Origin of the sequence: Novosphingobium sp. 1529, assembly GCF_040544855.1 — a bacterium.
GTDB classification, from domain to species: domain Bacteria; phylum Pseudomonadota; class Alphaproteobacteria; order Sphingomonadales; family Sphingomonadaceae; genus Novosphingobium; species Novosphingobium capsulatum.
In genome coordinates this window covers 19,204-34,797 of sequence record NZ_JBEPKW010000013.1, presented here as the reverse complement: position 1 = coordinate 34,797, position 15,594 = coordinate 19,204, and the positions used below count along the sequence as shown (strand labels likewise).

15 protein-coding genes are annotated in these 15,594 nt (G+C 63.3%); 10 read left to right on the top strand and 5 right to left on the bottom strand.

The features are described from left to right. Window positions 1-12: 12 nt before the first annotated feature. From ABIC78_RS18810 to ABIC78_RS18800, 3 genes are read left to right on the top strand one after another with little or no spacing between them, the layout of a single operon-like run. Window positions 13-1,317 (top strand): amino acid permease, encoded by a 1,305-nt coding sequence (locus tag ABIC78_RS18810; RefSeq protein WP_169042214.1) that lies wholly within the window; start codon window positions 13-15, stop codon window positions 1,315-1,317. 27 nt (window positions 1,318-1,344) lie between these two features. Further along, entirely contained in the window at window positions 1,345-2,610 is a 1,266-nt protein-coding gene (locus ABIC78_RS18805; RefSeq protein ID WP_169042215.1) for an aspartate aminotransferase family protein, read from the top strand. Window positions 2,611-2,621: 11 nt separating this feature from the next. Continuing rightward, on the top strand, window positions 2,622-3,635 hold the full coding sequence (locus ABIC78_RS18800) for a phosphotransferase enzyme family protein (protein WP_354491329.1): 1,014 nt from the start codon (window positions 2,622-2,624) through the stop codon (window positions 3,633-3,635). A gap of 150 nt (window positions 3,636-3,785) precedes the next feature. Here ABIC78_RS18800 and ABIC78_RS18795 read toward each other — a convergent pair whose 3' ends face one another. Genes ABIC78_RS18795 through paaG form a run of 5 tightly spaced genes read right to left on the bottom strand, consistent with a single transcriptional unit; the run spans window position 3,786 to window position 9,718 of the window. After that, the gene (locus ABIC78_RS18795) at window positions 3,786-5,234 is read right to left on the bottom strand and encodes an aldehyde dehydrogenase family protein (protein ID WP_354491328.1); all 1,449 of its coding nucleotides are present in this window, start codon (window positions 5,232-5,234) and stop codon (window positions 3,786-3,788) included. An 11-nt stretch (window positions 5,235-5,245) separates the two neighbouring features. Beyond that, window positions 5,246-5,545: an EthD family reductase gene (locus tag ABIC78_RS18790; RefSeq protein WP_169042218.1), complete on the bottom strand. Its 300-nt coding sequence runs from the start codon at window positions 5,543-5,545 to the stop codon at window positions 5,246-5,248. 30 nt (window positions 5,546-5,575) lie between these two features. Beyond that, a complete protein-coding gene (gene paaK / locus ABIC78_RS18785; RefSeq protein ID WP_354491326.1) occupies window positions 5,576-6,877 on the bottom strand; it encodes a phenylacetate--CoA ligase PaaK in 1,302 nt (433 codons plus the stop codon). After that, window positions 6,877-8,904 carry a phenylacetic acid degradation bifunctional protein PaaZ gene (gene paaZ, locus ABIC78_RS18780; protein ID WP_354491324.1) on the bottom strand — a complete coding sequence of 676 codons (2,028 nt, stop codon included), beginning with the start codon at window positions 8,902-8,904 and terminating at the stop codon, window positions 6,877-6,879. Before paaZ ends, paaK begins: the two co-directional genes overlap by 1 nt. A 22-nt stretch (window positions 8,905-8,926) precedes the next feature. After that, the gene (gene paaG, locus ABIC78_RS18775) at window positions 8,927-9,718 is read right to left on the bottom strand and encodes a 2-(1,2-epoxy-1,2-dihydrophenyl)acetyl-CoA isomerase PaaG (protein WP_354491322.1); all 792 of its coding nucleotides are present in this window, start codon (window positions 9,716-9,718) and stop codon (window positions 8,927-8,929) included. Window positions 9,719-9,816: 98 nt separating this feature from the next. Here paaG and ABIC78_RS18770 point away from each other — a divergent pair, with 98 nt between their 5' ends. The 7 genes from ABIC78_RS18770 (at window position 9,817) to paaD (ending at window position 15,587) form a co-directional block, all read left to right on the top strand. Beyond that, window positions 9,817-11,310: a 3-hydroxyacyl-CoA dehydrogenase NAD-binding domain-containing protein gene (locus ABIC78_RS18770; protein WP_354491320.1), complete on the top strand. Its 1,494-nt coding sequence runs from the start codon at window positions 9,817-9,819 to the stop codon at window positions 11,308-11,310. Further along, complete coding sequence (gene paaI / locus ABIC78_RS18765) at window positions 11,307-11,723, top strand: hydroxyphenylacetyl-CoA thioesterase PaaI (RefSeq protein WP_169042222.1); 417 nt, start codon at window positions 11,307-11,309, stop codon at window positions 11,721-11,723. Before ABIC78_RS18770 ends, paaI begins: the two co-directional genes overlap by 4 nt. A gap of 4 nt (window positions 11,724-11,727) precedes the next feature. Continuing rightward, window positions 11,728-12,927 carry a 3-oxoadipyl-CoA thiolase gene (pcaF, locus tag ABIC78_RS18760; protein WP_354491318.1) on the top strand — a complete coding sequence of 400 codons (1,200 nt, stop codon included), beginning with the start codon at window positions 11,728-11,730 and terminating at the stop codon, window positions 12,925-12,927. Window positions 12,928-13,004: 77 nt separating this feature from the next. After that, window positions 13,005-13,988: a 1,2-phenylacetyl-CoA epoxidase subunit PaaA gene (gene paaA / locus ABIC78_RS18755; protein WP_169042224.1), complete on the top strand. Its 984-nt coding sequence runs from the start codon at window positions 13,005-13,007 to the stop codon at window positions 13,986-13,988. Window positions 13,989-14,027: 39 nt separating this feature from the next. Continuing rightward, a complete protein-coding gene (paaB, locus tag ABIC78_RS18750) occupies window positions 14,028-14,312 on the top strand; it encodes a 1,2-phenylacetyl-CoA epoxidase subunit PaaB (RefSeq protein WP_169042225.1) in 285 nt (94 codons plus the stop codon). Between the two features lie 8 nt (window positions 14,313-14,320). Then, a complete protein-coding gene (gene paaC, locus ABIC78_RS18745) occupies window positions 14,321-15,073 on the top strand; it encodes a 1,2-phenylacetyl-CoA epoxidase subunit PaaC (protein ID WP_169042226.1) in 753 nt (250 codons plus the stop codon). A gap of 10 nt (window positions 15,074-15,083) precedes the next feature. After that, entirely contained in the window at window positions 15,084-15,587 is a 504-nt protein-coding gene (gene paaD / locus ABIC78_RS18740) for a 1,2-phenylacetyl-CoA epoxidase subunit PaaD (protein ID WP_169042227.1), read from the top strand. Window positions 15,588-15,594 lie beyond the last annotated feature (7 nt).

Below are 15,594 nucleotides of genomic sequence, written 5' to 3'. Positions count from 1 at the left end.
AAGGGAAACGATGTGTCGCTTCAAACCGATCGCCTAGGCTGGAAATCGATCGCGGGCCTTGGCGTGGCCATCGTGATCGCCGGCCAGTTTTCCGGCTGGAACTTCGGCTTGGCGTTCGGGTGGAGCAACATGTTCGTTGCCACCTTTGCCGTGGCCATACTCTATATCGGGTTGGCCCTTTGCGTGGCGGAGCTGTCCAGTACCCTGCCTGGTGCTGGTGGGCTCCAGATCTATTGTGAGACCGCGTTCGGACAGATGGTTGGCGCGCTCGTTGGCTTTTCGGTATTCCTGGCACTAGCGTTGGGCACGGGCGTCGCCAGCAATTTCGTTGCTTCGTACGTCCATTCGGTCTCTGGCCTGGGGGGCTGGCCGGTCAAGCTCACGCTGTTCACGCTGATCGTAGCAATCCACCTGTATGGCGTGGGCGAAGCGCTATGGATCACGCTGGCCGTAGGCGCGATTGCCACCCTCTCGCTCCTGCTGTTCGGCGCCTCGATGCTACCGTCGTTCAATGTGGCGCATCTGCTGCCCGCGGGCAGCCCTGGGTTGAGCGCAGCAGGCGTGTTCAGTTGCATCCCCTTTGCCGTGTGGCTGTTTCTGGGCGTGGAACAGGCGGCCACCGCGTCGGAAGAGACGCGCGACCCCCATGTCGCGATGCCCAAAGGGCTGATGAGCGCGATCGCAGTGTTGTTCGTCACGTCAAACACGGTTCTCTTGCTCGGTCCGGGCGGTGCAGGCGTCAGTGTGGTCGCCGGGGCCAGCGATCCGCTCTATGCCGCGATGGCCCAGGCGCCGCACGTCTATGGCAAGGCGCTGATGATGAAGATCGTAGGTATCGGCGCTATCACCGGCCTGGCCGCGACGTTCTTTTCGCTACTCTTTTCGGCATCGCGCCAACTCTATTCGATCGCGCGCGCCGGCTTCCTGCCGGTATTCCTGTCGGCGACCAATCGCCATGGCGCGCCTTACGTGGCGGTGCTGGCGATCGCCGCAATCGGCATTCCCGTTTCGATACTGCCGGCCGATATAGTCCTGGTGGGCGTCGTCCTCATGCTCAGCCTGACGTACGTGACGACGCTGGCGGCATTCATCGTCCTGCGCAGGCGCTTGCACGAGCGGCCCGTCGCCTTTCGCGTGCCCTGCGGCATCCCGGTCGCAGCCACGGTCCTGGTACTGGCCGTGCTGGTGCTGGTGGCCAGCGCGGTGCAGAGCAGCCGAATTCTTCCCACCCTCGCCGCCGTGATGGGGCTCTGCGGCCTAGCCATGGCCTGGCGCGTACGTCGCCAGCGCCATGCGCTGCTGCGCTCTCCCTCCTGAACGGGCAAATCGACAAGGCATATCACCATGGCATCTGAAACTGTTCTCGAACGCCGGCGCCGCGTGCTTGGCGAGCATAGCCTGCTGTTCTACGATACCCCCCTGCACATGGTGCGTGGCGAAGACGTGTGGCTCTACGATGCCGACGGCAAGAAGTATCTCGATGTCTACAACAATGTCCCGCAAGTCGGCCATTGCCACCCCCGCGTCGTGGCGGCGCTGTCGCAGCAGGCCGCGACGCTCAATGTCCACACCCGCTATCTAAACGAGCGCGTCCTCGATTATGCAGAGCGCCTGACGTCAAAGTTCGCGCCCGAACTGTCGCGCGCCATGTTCGTCTGTACGGGGACCGAAGCGAACGAGCTGGCGATCCGCATTGCCCGGCGCACGACCGGCAAACGGGGGATCATCGTCACCGACTGCAACTACCACGGCCACAGCACGATCCTGGCTGAGTTGACCACGGGCATTCCACAGGCCGAGCCGTTTCCCGACTATGGGCGAACGATCAGCATCCCCGACATGCTGCGATCACCGCTCAGCGAAGAAGAGCTGCTGCGCCAGCATTTGGCGCAGGTCCAGGAAGCGATCGCGTCGCTCGATGCTGCTGGCTTTGGCGTTGCCGCGCTGTTGGTCGATACGCTATTTTCGACCGAAGGCCTCCCTGTGGTTCCGCAAGGGTATCTCGAAGCGGTGGTCAAGCTGGTACGCGAGGCCGGTGGCCTTGTCATTGCCGATGAAGTGCAGCCCGGCTTTGCCCGCATGGGCGATGCGTTCTGGGGGCACCAGCATTATGCCTTCACCCCCGACATCGTCACGATGGGCAAGCCTATCGGCAATGGGCATCCGATGGCCGCACTGGTGACGCGCCCCGATATCGCCGATCCGTTCTGCGCGCAGTCGATGTATTTCAACACCTTCGGCGGCAACCCCGTATCTGCTGCGGTAGGGCTCGCCGTACTCGACGTGATCGATGATGAAGGCCTGCTGCAAAACGCGCACGATCTGGGCAGCTATATCCGCAAGGGACTGGAATACCTTCAGGACCGGCACGAGTTGGCAGCGCATGTTCGCGGTCGTGGCCTGTTTTTCGGCATCGAACTGCTCCGCGATGGCGTCGCTGCCGCTGCAGAAACCAAGACGCTGATCAACACGATGGTCAATCTGGGCGTGCTGGTGAGCCGCATCGGGCCCGAAGGCAACGTTCTAAAAATGCGGCCGCCGCTCACTTTCCGGCGCGAGCACGCCGACACCCTGATTGCCGCGCTCGACCGCGCCTTCGCCGAACTTTGAAAGGCACACCGATGTCCGACATGCAATTGATCGACCCGGTTGCGCAAGAACGCGCGCTCTACGCCCTCGCGCAGGCGGCGCTGGACCACTGGCCGGGCACCTACAGCGATCTTACGCTGATCAAGTACCGCGAGAATGCGGTCTTTTCCGCCATGCGCGATGGGGTGACCAAGATCGCCCTGCGCGTTCACCGCTTGGACTATCACAGCGATGCCTCCCTACGGTCCGAATTGCAATGGGTGCGCTGCTTGGCAGAGGCAGGCCTGGGTGTACCCGACATCCTGCTGACCACGGGCGGCGAAGAATTCGCGCTTGTAGCGACACCTGATTTGCCACAGCCACGCCAAGTCGACATGCTGGGCTGGCTGAATGGCAAACCGATCGGCTCGATCGAACTGGGCCTTGACGGCACACCCGAACAGCAGGGCGCGCTTTACCACGCAGTCGGCATCCTGGCTGCGCGCTTGCATCAGCGAACCAAAGCGTGGCCTCTCCCGGCAGGCTTTACCCGCCATGCCTGGGACCATGAAGGCCTGATCGGTCCACAACCGTTCTGGGGCCCATTCCTCGAACTCGACGGCCTGACCCCGTTTCACCGCGCCAAGATCCTCCGGGCCGTCGAAGAAAGCCGGCTCGAGATGGAGCGCTACGGCAGGTCGACCGAAAACTTTGGCCTGATCCACGCAGACTTTGTCCCCGAGAACATCATCGTCAACGATGGCAGGCTGCATCTGATTGATTTCGACGATTGCGGCTTTGGCTGGTATATGTTCGAGATCGCGACGGCGCTCTATTTTCACATCGGCACGCCGAATTTCCACGTTTTGCGGGATAATATGATCGCTGGTTATGCGTCTGTCCTGCCGCTGAGCGATGCTGATTTGCGCATGATCGAGGTGTTCCTGTTCCTGCGCAGCACCACGTACCTAGGGTGGGTGCACACCCGTTCGGAAACAGAAACGGCGCGTGAAATGAAGGACTATTTCATCGAGCGGACAATGCTCCTGGCTGACGCGCTGCTGTAGGCGCGCTGCCGGCATTTGTTTGCAGCAAGCCGCTGCGGCACACGACCAGGAGACATTGGGTCCACCAGTTGCGTGCCGCAGCGGCTTTTTTGCACAAAAATAGCGGGGACGGATTTCTCCGTCCCCGCGTGAAACGCCGCTTCTCCCCCGTCAGAGGACGAGCGTGGTCACCTTTTCCTCGGTGCAGGCCTCAATCCCGCTGATGCCGAGTTCCCGGCCTATGCCGCTGGTCTTGAAGCCGCCCCACGGCAACGCCGGATCAATCGTGGCCCAGCCGTTGACGGATACCGCGCCGGCGCGAACTTGCTTGGCAAGACCGAGTGCGCGCGACACGTCCTTTGTCCAGAGCGTAGCGGCGAGACCATACTTGGTCCCGTTAGCGCGGGCGATCGCTTCTTCGTCACTGTCGAAGGGGATGATGCACCCCACCGGGCCAAAGATTTCCTCACTGACGATGGCCATATCGTCGGTGACTGAATCGAACACCGTCGGGCGGTAGAAATAGCCCTGGTCCTGCGCGAACGCGCCCCCCGTCACCATGCGGGCACCGGCTGCAAGACCACCCTGCACATAGCGATCGACGCGTTCGAATTGACCCTTCCCGGCCAGCGATCCCATCTGGACCTGACCACTCGTGGGATCGCCCACCGTTACCGCACCCGCTGCAGCGGCAAAGGCTTCGGTGAACCGGGCGACAAGGCTGCGATGCACAAGGATGCGCGTGCCTGCTGCGCAGACCTGGCCCTGGTTGAAGAACAGGCCCATCGCGCACCCCTGGACCGCAGCATCGAGATCGGCATCTTCACAAAGAATCTGCGGTGACTTACCGCCCAGTTCGAGCGCGACGCGCTTGAAGTTCCCGGTAGCCGCCCGCATGATCACGGCGCCGGTTTCAGGACTGCCGGTGAAACTGATCTTGTCGACATCGGGATGCTCGCTGAGCGCAGATCCGGCAATGCCGCCCAACCCAGGCACGACATTGACCACACCATCGGGAAAGCCAGCCTCGCGAACCAACTGGGCCAAGCGCAGCGCTGAAAACGGCGTCTGCTCTGCCGGCTTGATCACGCACGTGCAGCCAACGGCAAGCGCAGGCGCCAGCTTCCACGCCAGGATCATCAGCGGCGTGTTCCAAGGCACGATCATGCCGATGACACCGACCGGTTCGCGCGTCACGAAAGAATGCGTCTGGCGGCCGAAGTAGCCCGCTGTCGGCACGACGCGACCTTCCAGCTTGTCCGCCCATCCGGCGTAGTACCGGAACGTGGCAATGGCATTGGGCAGGTCAAGCATCTGCGTCTCGATCGCGGGGCGGCCGATGGAATGGGCATCCATGTCGCCCAATGCCTGGGCCTCGCGTTCCACCAGTTCCGCGAGCTTGAGCAGCAGCGCGCCGCGCTGCGCGCCGCTCATCGCCGGCCAAGGACCAGATTCAAACGCGCAGCGTGCCGCAACCACAGCGCGATCCACGTCTTGCGCCGATGCCGCCCCGACCCGCCCCACGATCTTGCCGTTGGCCGGGCTGATCACGTCGAGCGTTGCGGCGTTTTCCGCAGAAATGTCCTGCCCCTCGATGAAGAGCGTGTTCCAATCCCACATTGTCTTGCCTTTCAGTCCTCGGCCACGAACAGCGTGACCTTCCCATCCGCGAAATTGGCCAGGTCCTTGCCGGCCACGCGGTTTTCCGGCGAGGCCATGGCCGCGTCAAAGGCCGCACGATCGGCAAAAACCATTTCAGCGATCATATGGATGTCGCCCTCTCCCATCAGCCGCGTGGTGATGCGGGTGATGCGCAGATTTACCAGGCCCGGCACGCGCCGAACCAGCGGGGCATGGACGCCGCGATAATGCTCCTCAAACGCGGCTGGATCGCCGGGCGTATGATAGACCGCGACAAGTTTCACTGACATTTTCTCTCTCTCCCATGCAGGCTTGCGCCCTCAAGCCCGGCTGCGGTTGTCGATAACGCGGGCAGCCTTGCCCTCAAAGCGAGCGATCGAACCTGGCTTGCACATCCGAATCTTGGTCGAGATCCCAATCATGGTTTTGATATGGTGAGCCAATTCGACGACGGCTGCCTGCTGCTGCGCCTCGTCGACACGCGCCCGCGGTTCGACGTGCAGCATGACGACGTCGAGGCGACCGGGGCGATTGATCTCGATCTGGAAATGCGGGGCGAGCACCGGGACCTTGAGAATCTGTTCCTCGATCTGGCTGGGGAAGACGTTGACCCCACGAATGATCAGCATGTCGTCCGAACGGCCGGTGATCTTCGCCATGCGGCGCATTGGGCCGACTGATCCGGGCAGCAGCCGCGTGATGTCGCGCGTGCGGTAGCGGATGATCGGCATGGCCTGCTTGGTCAGCGAGGTGAAGACAAGTTCGCCTTCCTCCCCGTCGGGCAGCACTTCACCCGTGTCCGGATCGATGATCTCGGGATAGAAATGGTCTTCCCAGATCGTCGGACCGTCCTGCGTATGGGCGTATTCCTGCGCCACACCCGGCCCCATGACTTCGGAAAGACCATAGATGTCGACAGCGCGTAGCCCGGCGCTGCGCTCGATCTCGCGGCGCATGGCGTCGGTCCACGGCTCAGCCCCAAAAATCCCGGTCTTGAGCGAGGTTTGCGCCGGGTCAATCCCGCGTGCCTTCATTTCATCGATCAGCGTCAGCATGTAGCTGGGCGTGACCATGATGATGTCAGGCTGGAAATCCTGGATCATCTGGATCTGCTTTTCAGTCTGCCCACCCGACATGGGAATGACGGTGCAGCCCAGCGCTTCGGCGCCGTAATGGGCGCCAAGCCCGCCGGTGAAGAGCCCATAGCCATAGGCGACGTGGACCTTCATGCCCGGTCTGCCGCCAGCGGCGTGGATCGATCGCGCGACAAGGCCCGACCAGGTTACGATATCCTGCTCGGTATAGCCTACCACCGTCGGCTTGCCCGTCGTCCCTGATGACGCGTGAACGCGCGAAACTTCCTCAATCGGCAACGCAAAGAAGCCAAAGGGATAGCATTCGCGCAGATCTGCCTTGCCCACGAATGGAAACCGCGAAAGGTCCTCCAGCGCAACAAGGTCATCAGGGGTGACGCCAGCCGCTTCGCACTTGCGCCGGTAGGCAAGATTGCCATTCCAGGTGTGACGCAAGCTCTGCTTCAGGCGATCGAGTTGCAGGGCGCGCAGTTGCGCAAGGTCCAGGCGCTCGTTGGCGAGCAGCTCGTTTTCATCTACGCGTGCCATCAGATCGCATTCATCGTCAGGAGTTCATAGGAAGCAACGACTTCGTCTTCCGAATTCGTCACGGTAACGGCCCAGCGCACCTCGCCCATTTCCGGTGTACGGGGCGACTTGGACTTGACGGTCAGCACCACCTTGATGCTCTCGCCCGGCTTGACTGGCTTGACGAAACGCAGGTTCTCGAGGCCGAAATTGGCCAGTACCGGCCCCGGCGCGGCATCCACGAACAGCCCGGCGGCGAAGGAAAGGATCAGATACCCGTGGGCGACGCGGCCGCCGAAGATCGGGCTGGCGGCCGCAGCCACCTCGTCCATGTGGGCATAGAACAGATCGCCGGTGAAATGGGCGAAATGCTCGATGTCTTCGAGCGTGATGGTGCGCGATTCGGTCTGCAGGCTGTAGCCGGGCTCCAGTTCGCCATAGCGTTTGCGGAACGGATGGACATCGCCCTGGGGACGCGGCGCGCCGGGTAGCCACTTGCCCGCCACACGCGACAGGCTGCGCGGGCTACCCTGAACAGCGCTGCGCTGCATGAAGTGCTTGACGCCACGCACGCCGCCCATTTCCTCACCACCGCCAGCACGGCCTGGGCCGCCGTGGATCAGCATGGGCAAGGGTGAACCATGCCCGGTCGATTCGCGCGCACTGTCGCGGTCGATGATGACCAGGCGTCCGTGATAGGCACCAGCACCCAGCACGAATGCACGCGCGACATCGGGATCGTGGGTGAACAGCGAAATCGCCAGCGATCCCTTGCCACGGTTTGCCAGGGCCACGGCATCGTCGAGATCATCGTAAGGCATGATCGTCGCCACTGGGCCGAAGGCTTCGACATCGTGCACTACCTGCGCGGCCCATGGCGTATCGTGGCGGAACAGCAGCGGCGAGATGAATGCGCCGGCCGCCGGATTGTCGGCACGCGCCTCGACACTGTCGATAATGCCGAACACCAGGTCCGCCTCACCTGCAATGGCGCGTGCACTGCGGCGCACGTCATCGACCTGTCGCGCACTGACCAGCGCCCCCATGGTGACGCCTTCGATCGCCGGATCGCCGACCACGACATTGGCCAGCCGCGCCTTGAGGGCTGTCTCGACCGCGTCGATCAGCGCGCGCGGCGCAAAAGCGCGGCGGATAGCCGTGCACTTCTGGCCTGCCTTGACTGTCATTTCGCGCACCACTTCCTTGACGAAGAGGTCGAATTCCGGCGCATCGGGCGTGGCATCGGGGCCCAGCACCGAGGCGTTGATAGAATCCTGCTCGGCAACGAAGCGCACAGATTCACGGCCGATAACCGGATGGTTCTTCAGCTTGCTCGCCGTGGCCGCCGATCCGGTGAACGAGACGACATCCTGGCAAGTGAGATGGTCGAACAGATCACCAACCTCGCCGACGATCAGTTGCAACGCGCCGGCCGGCAGGCAGCCCGCGTCGATCATGATACGCACGGTTTGCTCGGCCACCTGCGCGGTGGCAGTGGCCGGCTTGACGATGACCGGTACGCCGGCAACAAGCGCGGGACCCAGCTTTTCCAGCATGCCCCATACCGGGAAATTGAACGCGTTGATCAGAACCGCCGCGCCCTGGAGCGAGGTATAGATGTGCTGGCCGATGAACGTGCCGGCTTTGCCGATTGGCTCGAAATCACCGTCGGTCAGGACAATGTCATCAGGCAGTTCCTTGCGCGCCTTGGACGACATGGTGAACAAGGTTCCCGCGCCGCCCTCGATATCGACCCAGCTATCCGTGCGGGTGGCGCCCGTCTCGGCGGAAAGGGCATAGAGCTCTTCCTTCCGCGCCATGATCGCCTGGGCAAGCTGCTTGACCATCAAGGCCCGCTGGTGAAACGTCATCGCCCGCAGGCCTTTTCCGCCGATGGTGCGAGCATGGTCCAGTATGGCAGCGAAATCGAGGCCATCGCTGCCGACAAGCGCGACGGTGTTGCCGCTGATTGCGCTGACCACCGGCCGGTCAGCGCGTGCACCGCGCACCCATGCATCGGCGACGTAGTTTTCGAGAATCCTGGTCATGGTAACTCCGAACGTAGACGGTTCACCGTCCGATGAAACGTGGCGCGCGCTTTTCCATGAAGGCCGAAACCCCCTCCCGGTAATCAGCGCTGAAGCCCAGCACGCGCATCAGATCGCGCTCGAGCGTGAGCGATTCGGTCAAGGTCCGCTCGAAGGAAGCCCGCAAGGCCCGCTTGGTTGCGGCGAGGCCGCGTGTCGGTCCTGCCGCGAGCCGCTTTGCCAACGCGAAGCCCTCGTCGGCGAGGTGCTCGTCATCGACGCATTTCCAGATCATGCCCCACGCCTCGGCCTTTTCCGCCGGCAATGGCTCGCCTGTCAGCGCCAACCCCAAGGCACGCGCCTGCCCGGCGAGGCGCGGCAGGATCCAGGTGCCCCCGGTATCGGGGATGAGCCCGATGTTGGCGAACGACTGGATGAACTTGGCGCTGCGCGCGGCAATTACGATATCGCACGCGAAGGCGATATTGGCCCCCGCTCCGGCGGCCACGCCGTTGACTGCGCACACCACCGGCTTTGCCATGCCGGTCAGGCGCTCAACCAGTGGCGCGTAGAAGGCCTCGACCGATTCGCCCAGATCGACGGGTGCACCGCCCGGTGCCACGGCACGATCGGACAGGTCTTGACCAGCGCAGAAGCCGCGGCCCGCGCCGGTCAAAAGAATCGCACGGACGCCATCGTCGGTAGCCGCACCAGCCAGCACTTCAGCCACTTCCCGGTGCATCAAGACATTGAAGCTGTTGAGCCGGTCCGGCCTGTTCAAGGTCAGGCAGCCAACGCCGTCGGCAACCTCGAAGGTGATCGTCTCGTAGGCCAAGGGCCGTCTCCCCACGTAAGCCGTTTTTTGATCTTTTAATAAGCTGCCCGGTCGGACAATTATTGGCAAGCGATATTTTTCACGCTACGCAGATCGCCATGACGACAGCGAACGAACACCCCGTCGCCGTGATCGGGGCGGGCACCATGGGCTCTGGCATCGCGTTCATCGCGGCCGCTGCGGGGCATCCCACCATTCTCATTGACGGACACGGGCCTGCCCTCGAGCGATCCCGCGCCACGATCGCCAAACTCTTGGCCGGCCAGGTCGAACGCGGGCGTGTTACCCCGCAAGCCGCAGAAACGATTGCCGCAAATATCACCTGGACAGACGATGTCGCTGCCGCATCGGGCGCCTTGCTCGCCATCGAGGCGATCGTGGAGGACGTCACTGCGAAAGAGGCACTGTTCAAACGTCTCGAATCGGTGCTCGCCCCTGATGCCGTAATCGCCAGCAACACATCATCGCTCTCGATCACCGCGCTGGCGCAGCCGCTGCGCCATCCGGAGCGTTTTGTCGGCCTGCATTTCTTCAACCCGGTGCCAGCCATGAAACTGGTCGAAGTCGTCGGCTCTGATGCCAGTGCGCCGGCCCTGCTGGACCGGCTCTGCGCCCTGATGCGAAGCTGGGGCAAGCACCCCGTGGTGGTCCGCGACGTGCCGGGGTTCATCGTCAACCGTGTGGCGCGGCCCTATTACGCCGAAGGGTTCACCGCTGTCGGCGAGGGGGAGGCGCCACACGCCGTCGATCGGCTGCTGGAGCAGGCTGGCGGGTTCCGCATGGGCCCGCTCGCGCTCTCTGACCTGATCGGTCACGACATCAACTACGCGGTCGCCTGCTCTGTCCATGCCGCGTATGATGGAAAGACTCGCTTCCGCCCCAGCGCAGTACAGGCGGCGCTGGTCGAAAGCGGAGCCTTGGGCCGCAAGACCGGTCGCGGCTTTTTCGACTATCCGGCGCAAACGGCCACGTCAGGCGATGCAGCGGTCCACGCTGGCGGTGATGTCACACGGTCGCTCCCCCTCATCCGGCATTCCGCCGCATCGCAGCTTGGCCCGCTGCTCGCGCGCCTAGCGGCTGTTGGCGTGAAGACCTCCGTGGATCCTCACCTCGACGACGAAACCCTACAGATCGGCAGTTTGACGGTCAGCCTTGGCGACGGACGCACGTTGGCGCAGCGCCCAGGCCTGGACGCACTGATCGATGCCCAGCGTGACCCGCATACCGCCACGGCGCTGGGGATCACCGCGCGCGACAACAAGGCGCTTGCCACCTTGGCCGCGCTGTTCCGCAACGCGAATATCACCGTCGTTTCGATTTCGGATCGGCCGGGTCAGCTCGTCCTGCGCACACTGGCACAACTCGCCAATGCAGCGTTCGACGCGGTGGCAGATGACGTCGCCGAAGCCGAGGGCATCGACACGGCCATGCGTCTTGGCGCCAATCACCCCGAGGGGCCGCTGGAATGGGCACGGCGCACCGGGCTCGATCGGCTCGACCATGTGCTTGGCAACATCGCACTGGCCAGCGGCGATCCACTCTACACGCCCTCCCGCGGCCTGGCGGCCGCGCGTCACGGATCGCACCCATGACCGATCCCCGCGCGATCGCCGAGGCGCTTTTCTCCGCAGAAGGAACCGGCGGCGCCTGGAACCTGCAAATTCTCGATGTCGCGGACGGATATGCGCGCGTCGCCATGCAGATCAGGCCGGATATGACCAATGGTCATGGCACGGTTCACGGCGGGATGACATTCGCGCTGGCCGATTCGGCGTTTGCTTATGCCTGCAACAGCCACAATGTGCGCACCGTCGGCCAAGCCGCGTCGATCGTCTATCTCGCGCCGGCCCGTGTCGGCGAGACGCTGATAGCCGAGGCGCAGATGGTTGCGCGGCAAGGCAGAAGCGGCGTGTGCAATGTGGTGATCACGGCCGAGGATGGCCGGGTCATCGCGACTTTCCAGGGTCAGTCCCGCGAAGTGGGCGGACCGCTAATCGAAGGATGATCCCATGACAGATGCATTTATCTGCGATGCTGTTCGCACACCCGTGGGCCGCTACGGTGGCAGTCTGGCGGCGGTGCGGCCCGACGATCTTCTTGCTGTGCCGCTACGCGCGCTGGCCGAGCGCACCCCTGCTATTGTTGATCACATCGACGACGTGATCATGGGTTGCGCCAACCAAGCCGGAGAAGACAATCGCAACGTCGCGCGCATGGCCGCCTTGCTGGCCGGCTTGGGCGAAAGCGCCCCCGGCACGACGCTCAACCGCCTGTGCGGCTCCGGCATGGATGCGGTCAGCTTTGCCGCGCGCTCGATCAAGGCGGGAGACGGCCACCTCTACATCGCCGGCGGCGTGGAATCGATGTCGCGTGCGCCGTTCGTGATGCCGAAGGCAGAGAGTGCATTTTCCCGCAGCAATGCAGTGTTCGACACGACGATCGGCTGGCGGTTCATCAATGCCCGACTCAAGGCCGAATACGGCGTCGATTCAATGCCGGAGACGGCCGAGAACGTCGCCGATCAGTTCGGTATCAGTCGCGAAGATCAGGACCGGTTCGCGGTCGAAAGCCAGCGGCGCGCGTCGCGTGCGCAGGCCAATGGCCGGCTTGCCAAGGAAATCGTGGCCGTCAGCGTGCCGGCGCGCAAGGGCGAAGCCGTTCTTGTCGACAAGGACGAGCATCCGCGCGAGACTTCGCTCGAAGCGCTCGCCCGCTTGCGCCCGATCGTTAGTCCAGACGGCACCGTAACGGCCGGCAATGCCAGCGGGGTCAATGATGGCGCGGCTGCCATCGTCGTCGCCAGCGGCGACGCGGTCGCGCGGTTCGGCCTCACGCCACGCGCGCGCATCCTGGGTTGCGCGGTGGCCGGTGTGCCCCCGCGGATCATGGGTATCGGCCCTGCCCCGGCCAGTCTCAAGCTGATGGAGCGGCTGGGCCTGCGGATCGCCGATTTCGATGTGGTCGAGCTCAACGAAGCCTTTGCCAGCCAGGGGCTGGCGGTACTGCGCCAACTGGGGCTTCCTGACGATGCCGACCACGTCAATCCCAACGGTGGCGCCATTGCGCTGGGCCACCCGCTCGGCATGTCCGGCGCTCGCCTGATCCTCTCCGCGACACAGCAACTCGCAGATTCCGGGGCGCGCCGCGCGCTTTGCACGATGTGTATCGGTGTTGGCCAGGGGATAGCCCTCGCCATCGAGGCAGTGTGATTGCCCAAAAGCGCAGATTTTAGTTGACCGTCCGGTCGATTAATTATAACCCATCACCGTGATTGGGGAGATGCAAGATGTATACGACAGAGCTCGGGAAGCCGCAGGTCGCCGTTGCCACCATGGAAGACCCCGCGCTGGTCGCTGCCTTTGAAGCGCGCGTGGCGGCCGATGAATTTATCGAGCCCAAGGACTGGATGCCCGATGCCTATCGCCGCACACTGGTGCGGCAGATCTCGCAACATGCGCACAGCGAGATCGTCGGCATGCTGCCCGAAGGCAACTGGCTGACGCGTGCCCCCAGCCTCAAGCGCAAGGCGATCCTGCTTGCCAAGATCCAGGATGAGGGTGGTCACGGCCTCTACCTCTACTGCGCCGCAGAAACGCTGGGCACCAGCCGCGAGGAAATGATCGACGCGCTGCACGCCGGCAAGGCGAAGTATTCGACGATCTTCAATTACCCCACATTGAATTGGGCGGATATCGGCGCGATCGGCTGGCTGGTTGATGGCGCTGCGATCATGAACCAGGTCCCGCTGCAGCGCACGTCATACGGTCCCTATGCCCGCGCGATGGTCCGGGTCTGCAAGGAAGAAAGCTTCCACCAGCGCCAAGGCTATGACCTGCTCCTCACCATGGTCAATGGTACGCCCGAACAGAAATCGATGGCGCAGGATGCTCTCAATCGCTGGTGGTGGCCCTCGCTTATGATGTTCGGCCCGCCCGACGATAATTCGCCCAACTCGGCGCAGTCGATCCGTTGGCGGATCAAGCGTGAAACCAATGACGAACTGCGCCAGAAATTTGTCGACGCCACCGTTCCCCAGGCCGAACTGCTGGGCCTGACCGTGCCCGATCCCGATCTGCGCTGGAACGAGGAACGCGGACACTACGATTACGGTGTGATCGACTGGGAGGAATTTTACGCGGTCGTGCGCGGTGAAGGACCCGTGGCCAAGGAGCGTCTGTCTGCCCGCCGCAAGGCATGGGACGATGGAGCCTGGGTGCGGGCCGCAGCCGACGCTTACGCGGCGAAGCATTCGGTCCGCGCCGCAGCATGATTGGAATCCAACTACTACGCCCGGTGGGAGAGTTGAACAATGTCGAGTGATTGGCCTCTGTGGGAGGTCTTCGTGCGAGCCCGTGGCGGGCTGGAGCATCGCCATGCGGGCTCCATCCACGCGCCAGACGCACAGATCGCTGTGCGCCACGCCCGCGACACCTACACCCGGCGCATGGAGGGCGTAAGCCTGTGGGTCGTTCGATCGAGCGACATTCACGCTTCTGATCCGGCCCAGGCCGAAGAACTGTTCGAGCCGGCGGTCGACAAGATCTATCGGCACCCGACGTTCTATGATCTTCCCGAACCCGTAAAGCACATGTGAGGGCGACTATGAACGATGCTCTCTTCCATGCGGCGCTGCTTCTGGGCGATGACTGCCTGATCCTGGCCCAGCGGTTATGCGAATGGTCAGGGCATGCCCCTACCATCGAGGTTGACCTCAGCCTTTCCAACATCGGGCTGGACCTGCTGGGCCAGGCCACGATGCTGCTGGAATATGCCGGCGAGATTGAAGGCGCAGGACGCAATGGCGATCGCCTCGCATTCCATCGCGATGCCGGTGACTTTCGCAATGCCATGCTGGTCGAGCAGCCGAACGGTGACTTTGGCCGTACGATGATCCGCCAGCTGCTGTTCTCAGCCTATAGCAGCGTGGTGTTCGACATGTTGACCACGTCGGCCGACGCGCGCCTCGCGGAAATCGCTGCCAAGGCCACCAAGGAAACGCGCTATCACCTGGATTATGCGCGCGACTGGGTCGTGCGACTAGGCGACGGAACCGCGGAAAGCCACGCGCGCATCGTCGATGGCCTCGACTGGATGTACCGTTTTGTGGATGACTTGTTTGTCTGGGGGGACAGCGCCCAGCTGCTAGTCCAACAGGGGATCCTGCCAGACCCTGAAGCGATCCGCGCCCGCTTTGAGGCGATCGTTGCGGAAACGCTGGGCTTGGCGCGCGTTGCCGCGCCGCGGGTTGGCCGCCCGCTCACCGGCGGTCGATCGGGACTCCATACCGAACATCTCTCGACGATGCTGGCCACCATGCAGGTGCTGCCGCGCGCCCATCCCGAAGCTGTCTGGTAGGATTGGTGGTATGACCGTCCCTGATCGGATGGACCGCGCGTTCCATGACAGGTTGATGGGCATCCTGGCAGACGTGCCCGACCCCGAGATACCGGGCGTTTCGGTGGTTGACCTCGGGATCGTGCAAGGCGTGGGCACGTGCGACGGAGACGTTCACGTCAATCTCACGCCAACGTATTCCGGGTGTCCTGCCACGGCGGCGATCCAGCTTTCCGTAAGGCAGGCGCTGGACGCTGCCGGATTGCACGATGTCGGTATCAGGCTGGTTCTTTCGCCGGCCTGGTCCACCGACATGATCACCGATGCCGGGCGGGAAAGGCTGAAAGCCTACGGCATCGCCCCTCCCCCGCGCGGTGCGGGATCGGCATCGCTACGCAGCCCGCAACCGGTGGAATGCCCACGCTGCGGATCAAGTGAAACCGAAGAGGTCTCGCGGTTCGGATCGACGCCCTGCAAGGCGCTGTGGCGGTGCCGGAACTGCCTTGAACCCTTCGACAACTTCAAGTGCCATTAGGAGTTCG

Coding starts and splice junctions, on each gene's coding strand:
- paaB (WP_169042225.1), top strand. CDS start 14,028: ATGTCGAGTGATTGGCCTCTGTGGGAGGTCTTCGTGCGAGCCCGTGGC.
- paaK (WP_354491326.1), bottom strand. CDS start 6,877: ATGGCACGCGTAGATGAAAACGAGCTGCTCGCCAACGAGCGCCTGGAC.
- pcaF (WP_354491318.1), top strand. CDS start 11,728: ATGACAGATGCATTTATCTGCGATGCTGTTCGCACACCCGTGGGCCGC.
- paaI (WP_169042222.1), top strand. CDS start 11,307: ATGACCGATCCCCGCGCGATCGCCGAGGCGCTTTTCTCCGCAGAAGGA.
- ABIC78_RS18770 (WP_354491320.1), top strand. CDS start 9,817: ATGACGACAGCGAACGAACACCCCGTCGCCGTGATCGGGGCGGGCACC.
- paaC (WP_169042226.1), top strand. CDS start 14,321: ATGAACGATGCTCTCTTCCATGCGGCGCTGCTTCTGGGCGATGACTGC.
- ABIC78_RS18795 (WP_354491328.1), bottom strand. CDS start 5,234: ATGTGGGATTGGAACACGCTCTTCATCGAGGGGCAGGACATTTCTGCG.
- ABIC78_RS18790 (WP_169042218.1), bottom strand. CDS start 5,545: ATGTCAGTGAAACTTGTCGCGGTCTATCATACGCCCGGCGATCCAGCC.
- paaA (WP_169042224.1), top strand. CDS start 13,005: ATGTATACGACAGAGCTCGGGAAGCCGCAGGTCGCCGTTGCCACCATG.
- paaD (WP_169042227.1), top strand. CDS start 15,084: ATGACCGTCCCTGATCGGATGGACCGCGCGTTCCATGACAGGTTGATG.
- ABIC78_RS18805 (WP_169042215.1), top strand. CDS start 1,345: ATGGCATCTGAAACTGTTCTCGAACGCCGGCGCCGCGTGCTTGGCGAG.
- paaZ (WP_354491324.1), bottom strand. CDS start 8,904: ATGACCAGGATTCTCGAAAACTACGTCGCCGATGCATGGGTGCGCGGT.
- ABIC78_RS18800 (WP_354491329.1), top strand. CDS start 2,622: ATGTCCGACATGCAATTGATCGACCCGGTTGCGCAAGAACGCGCGCTC.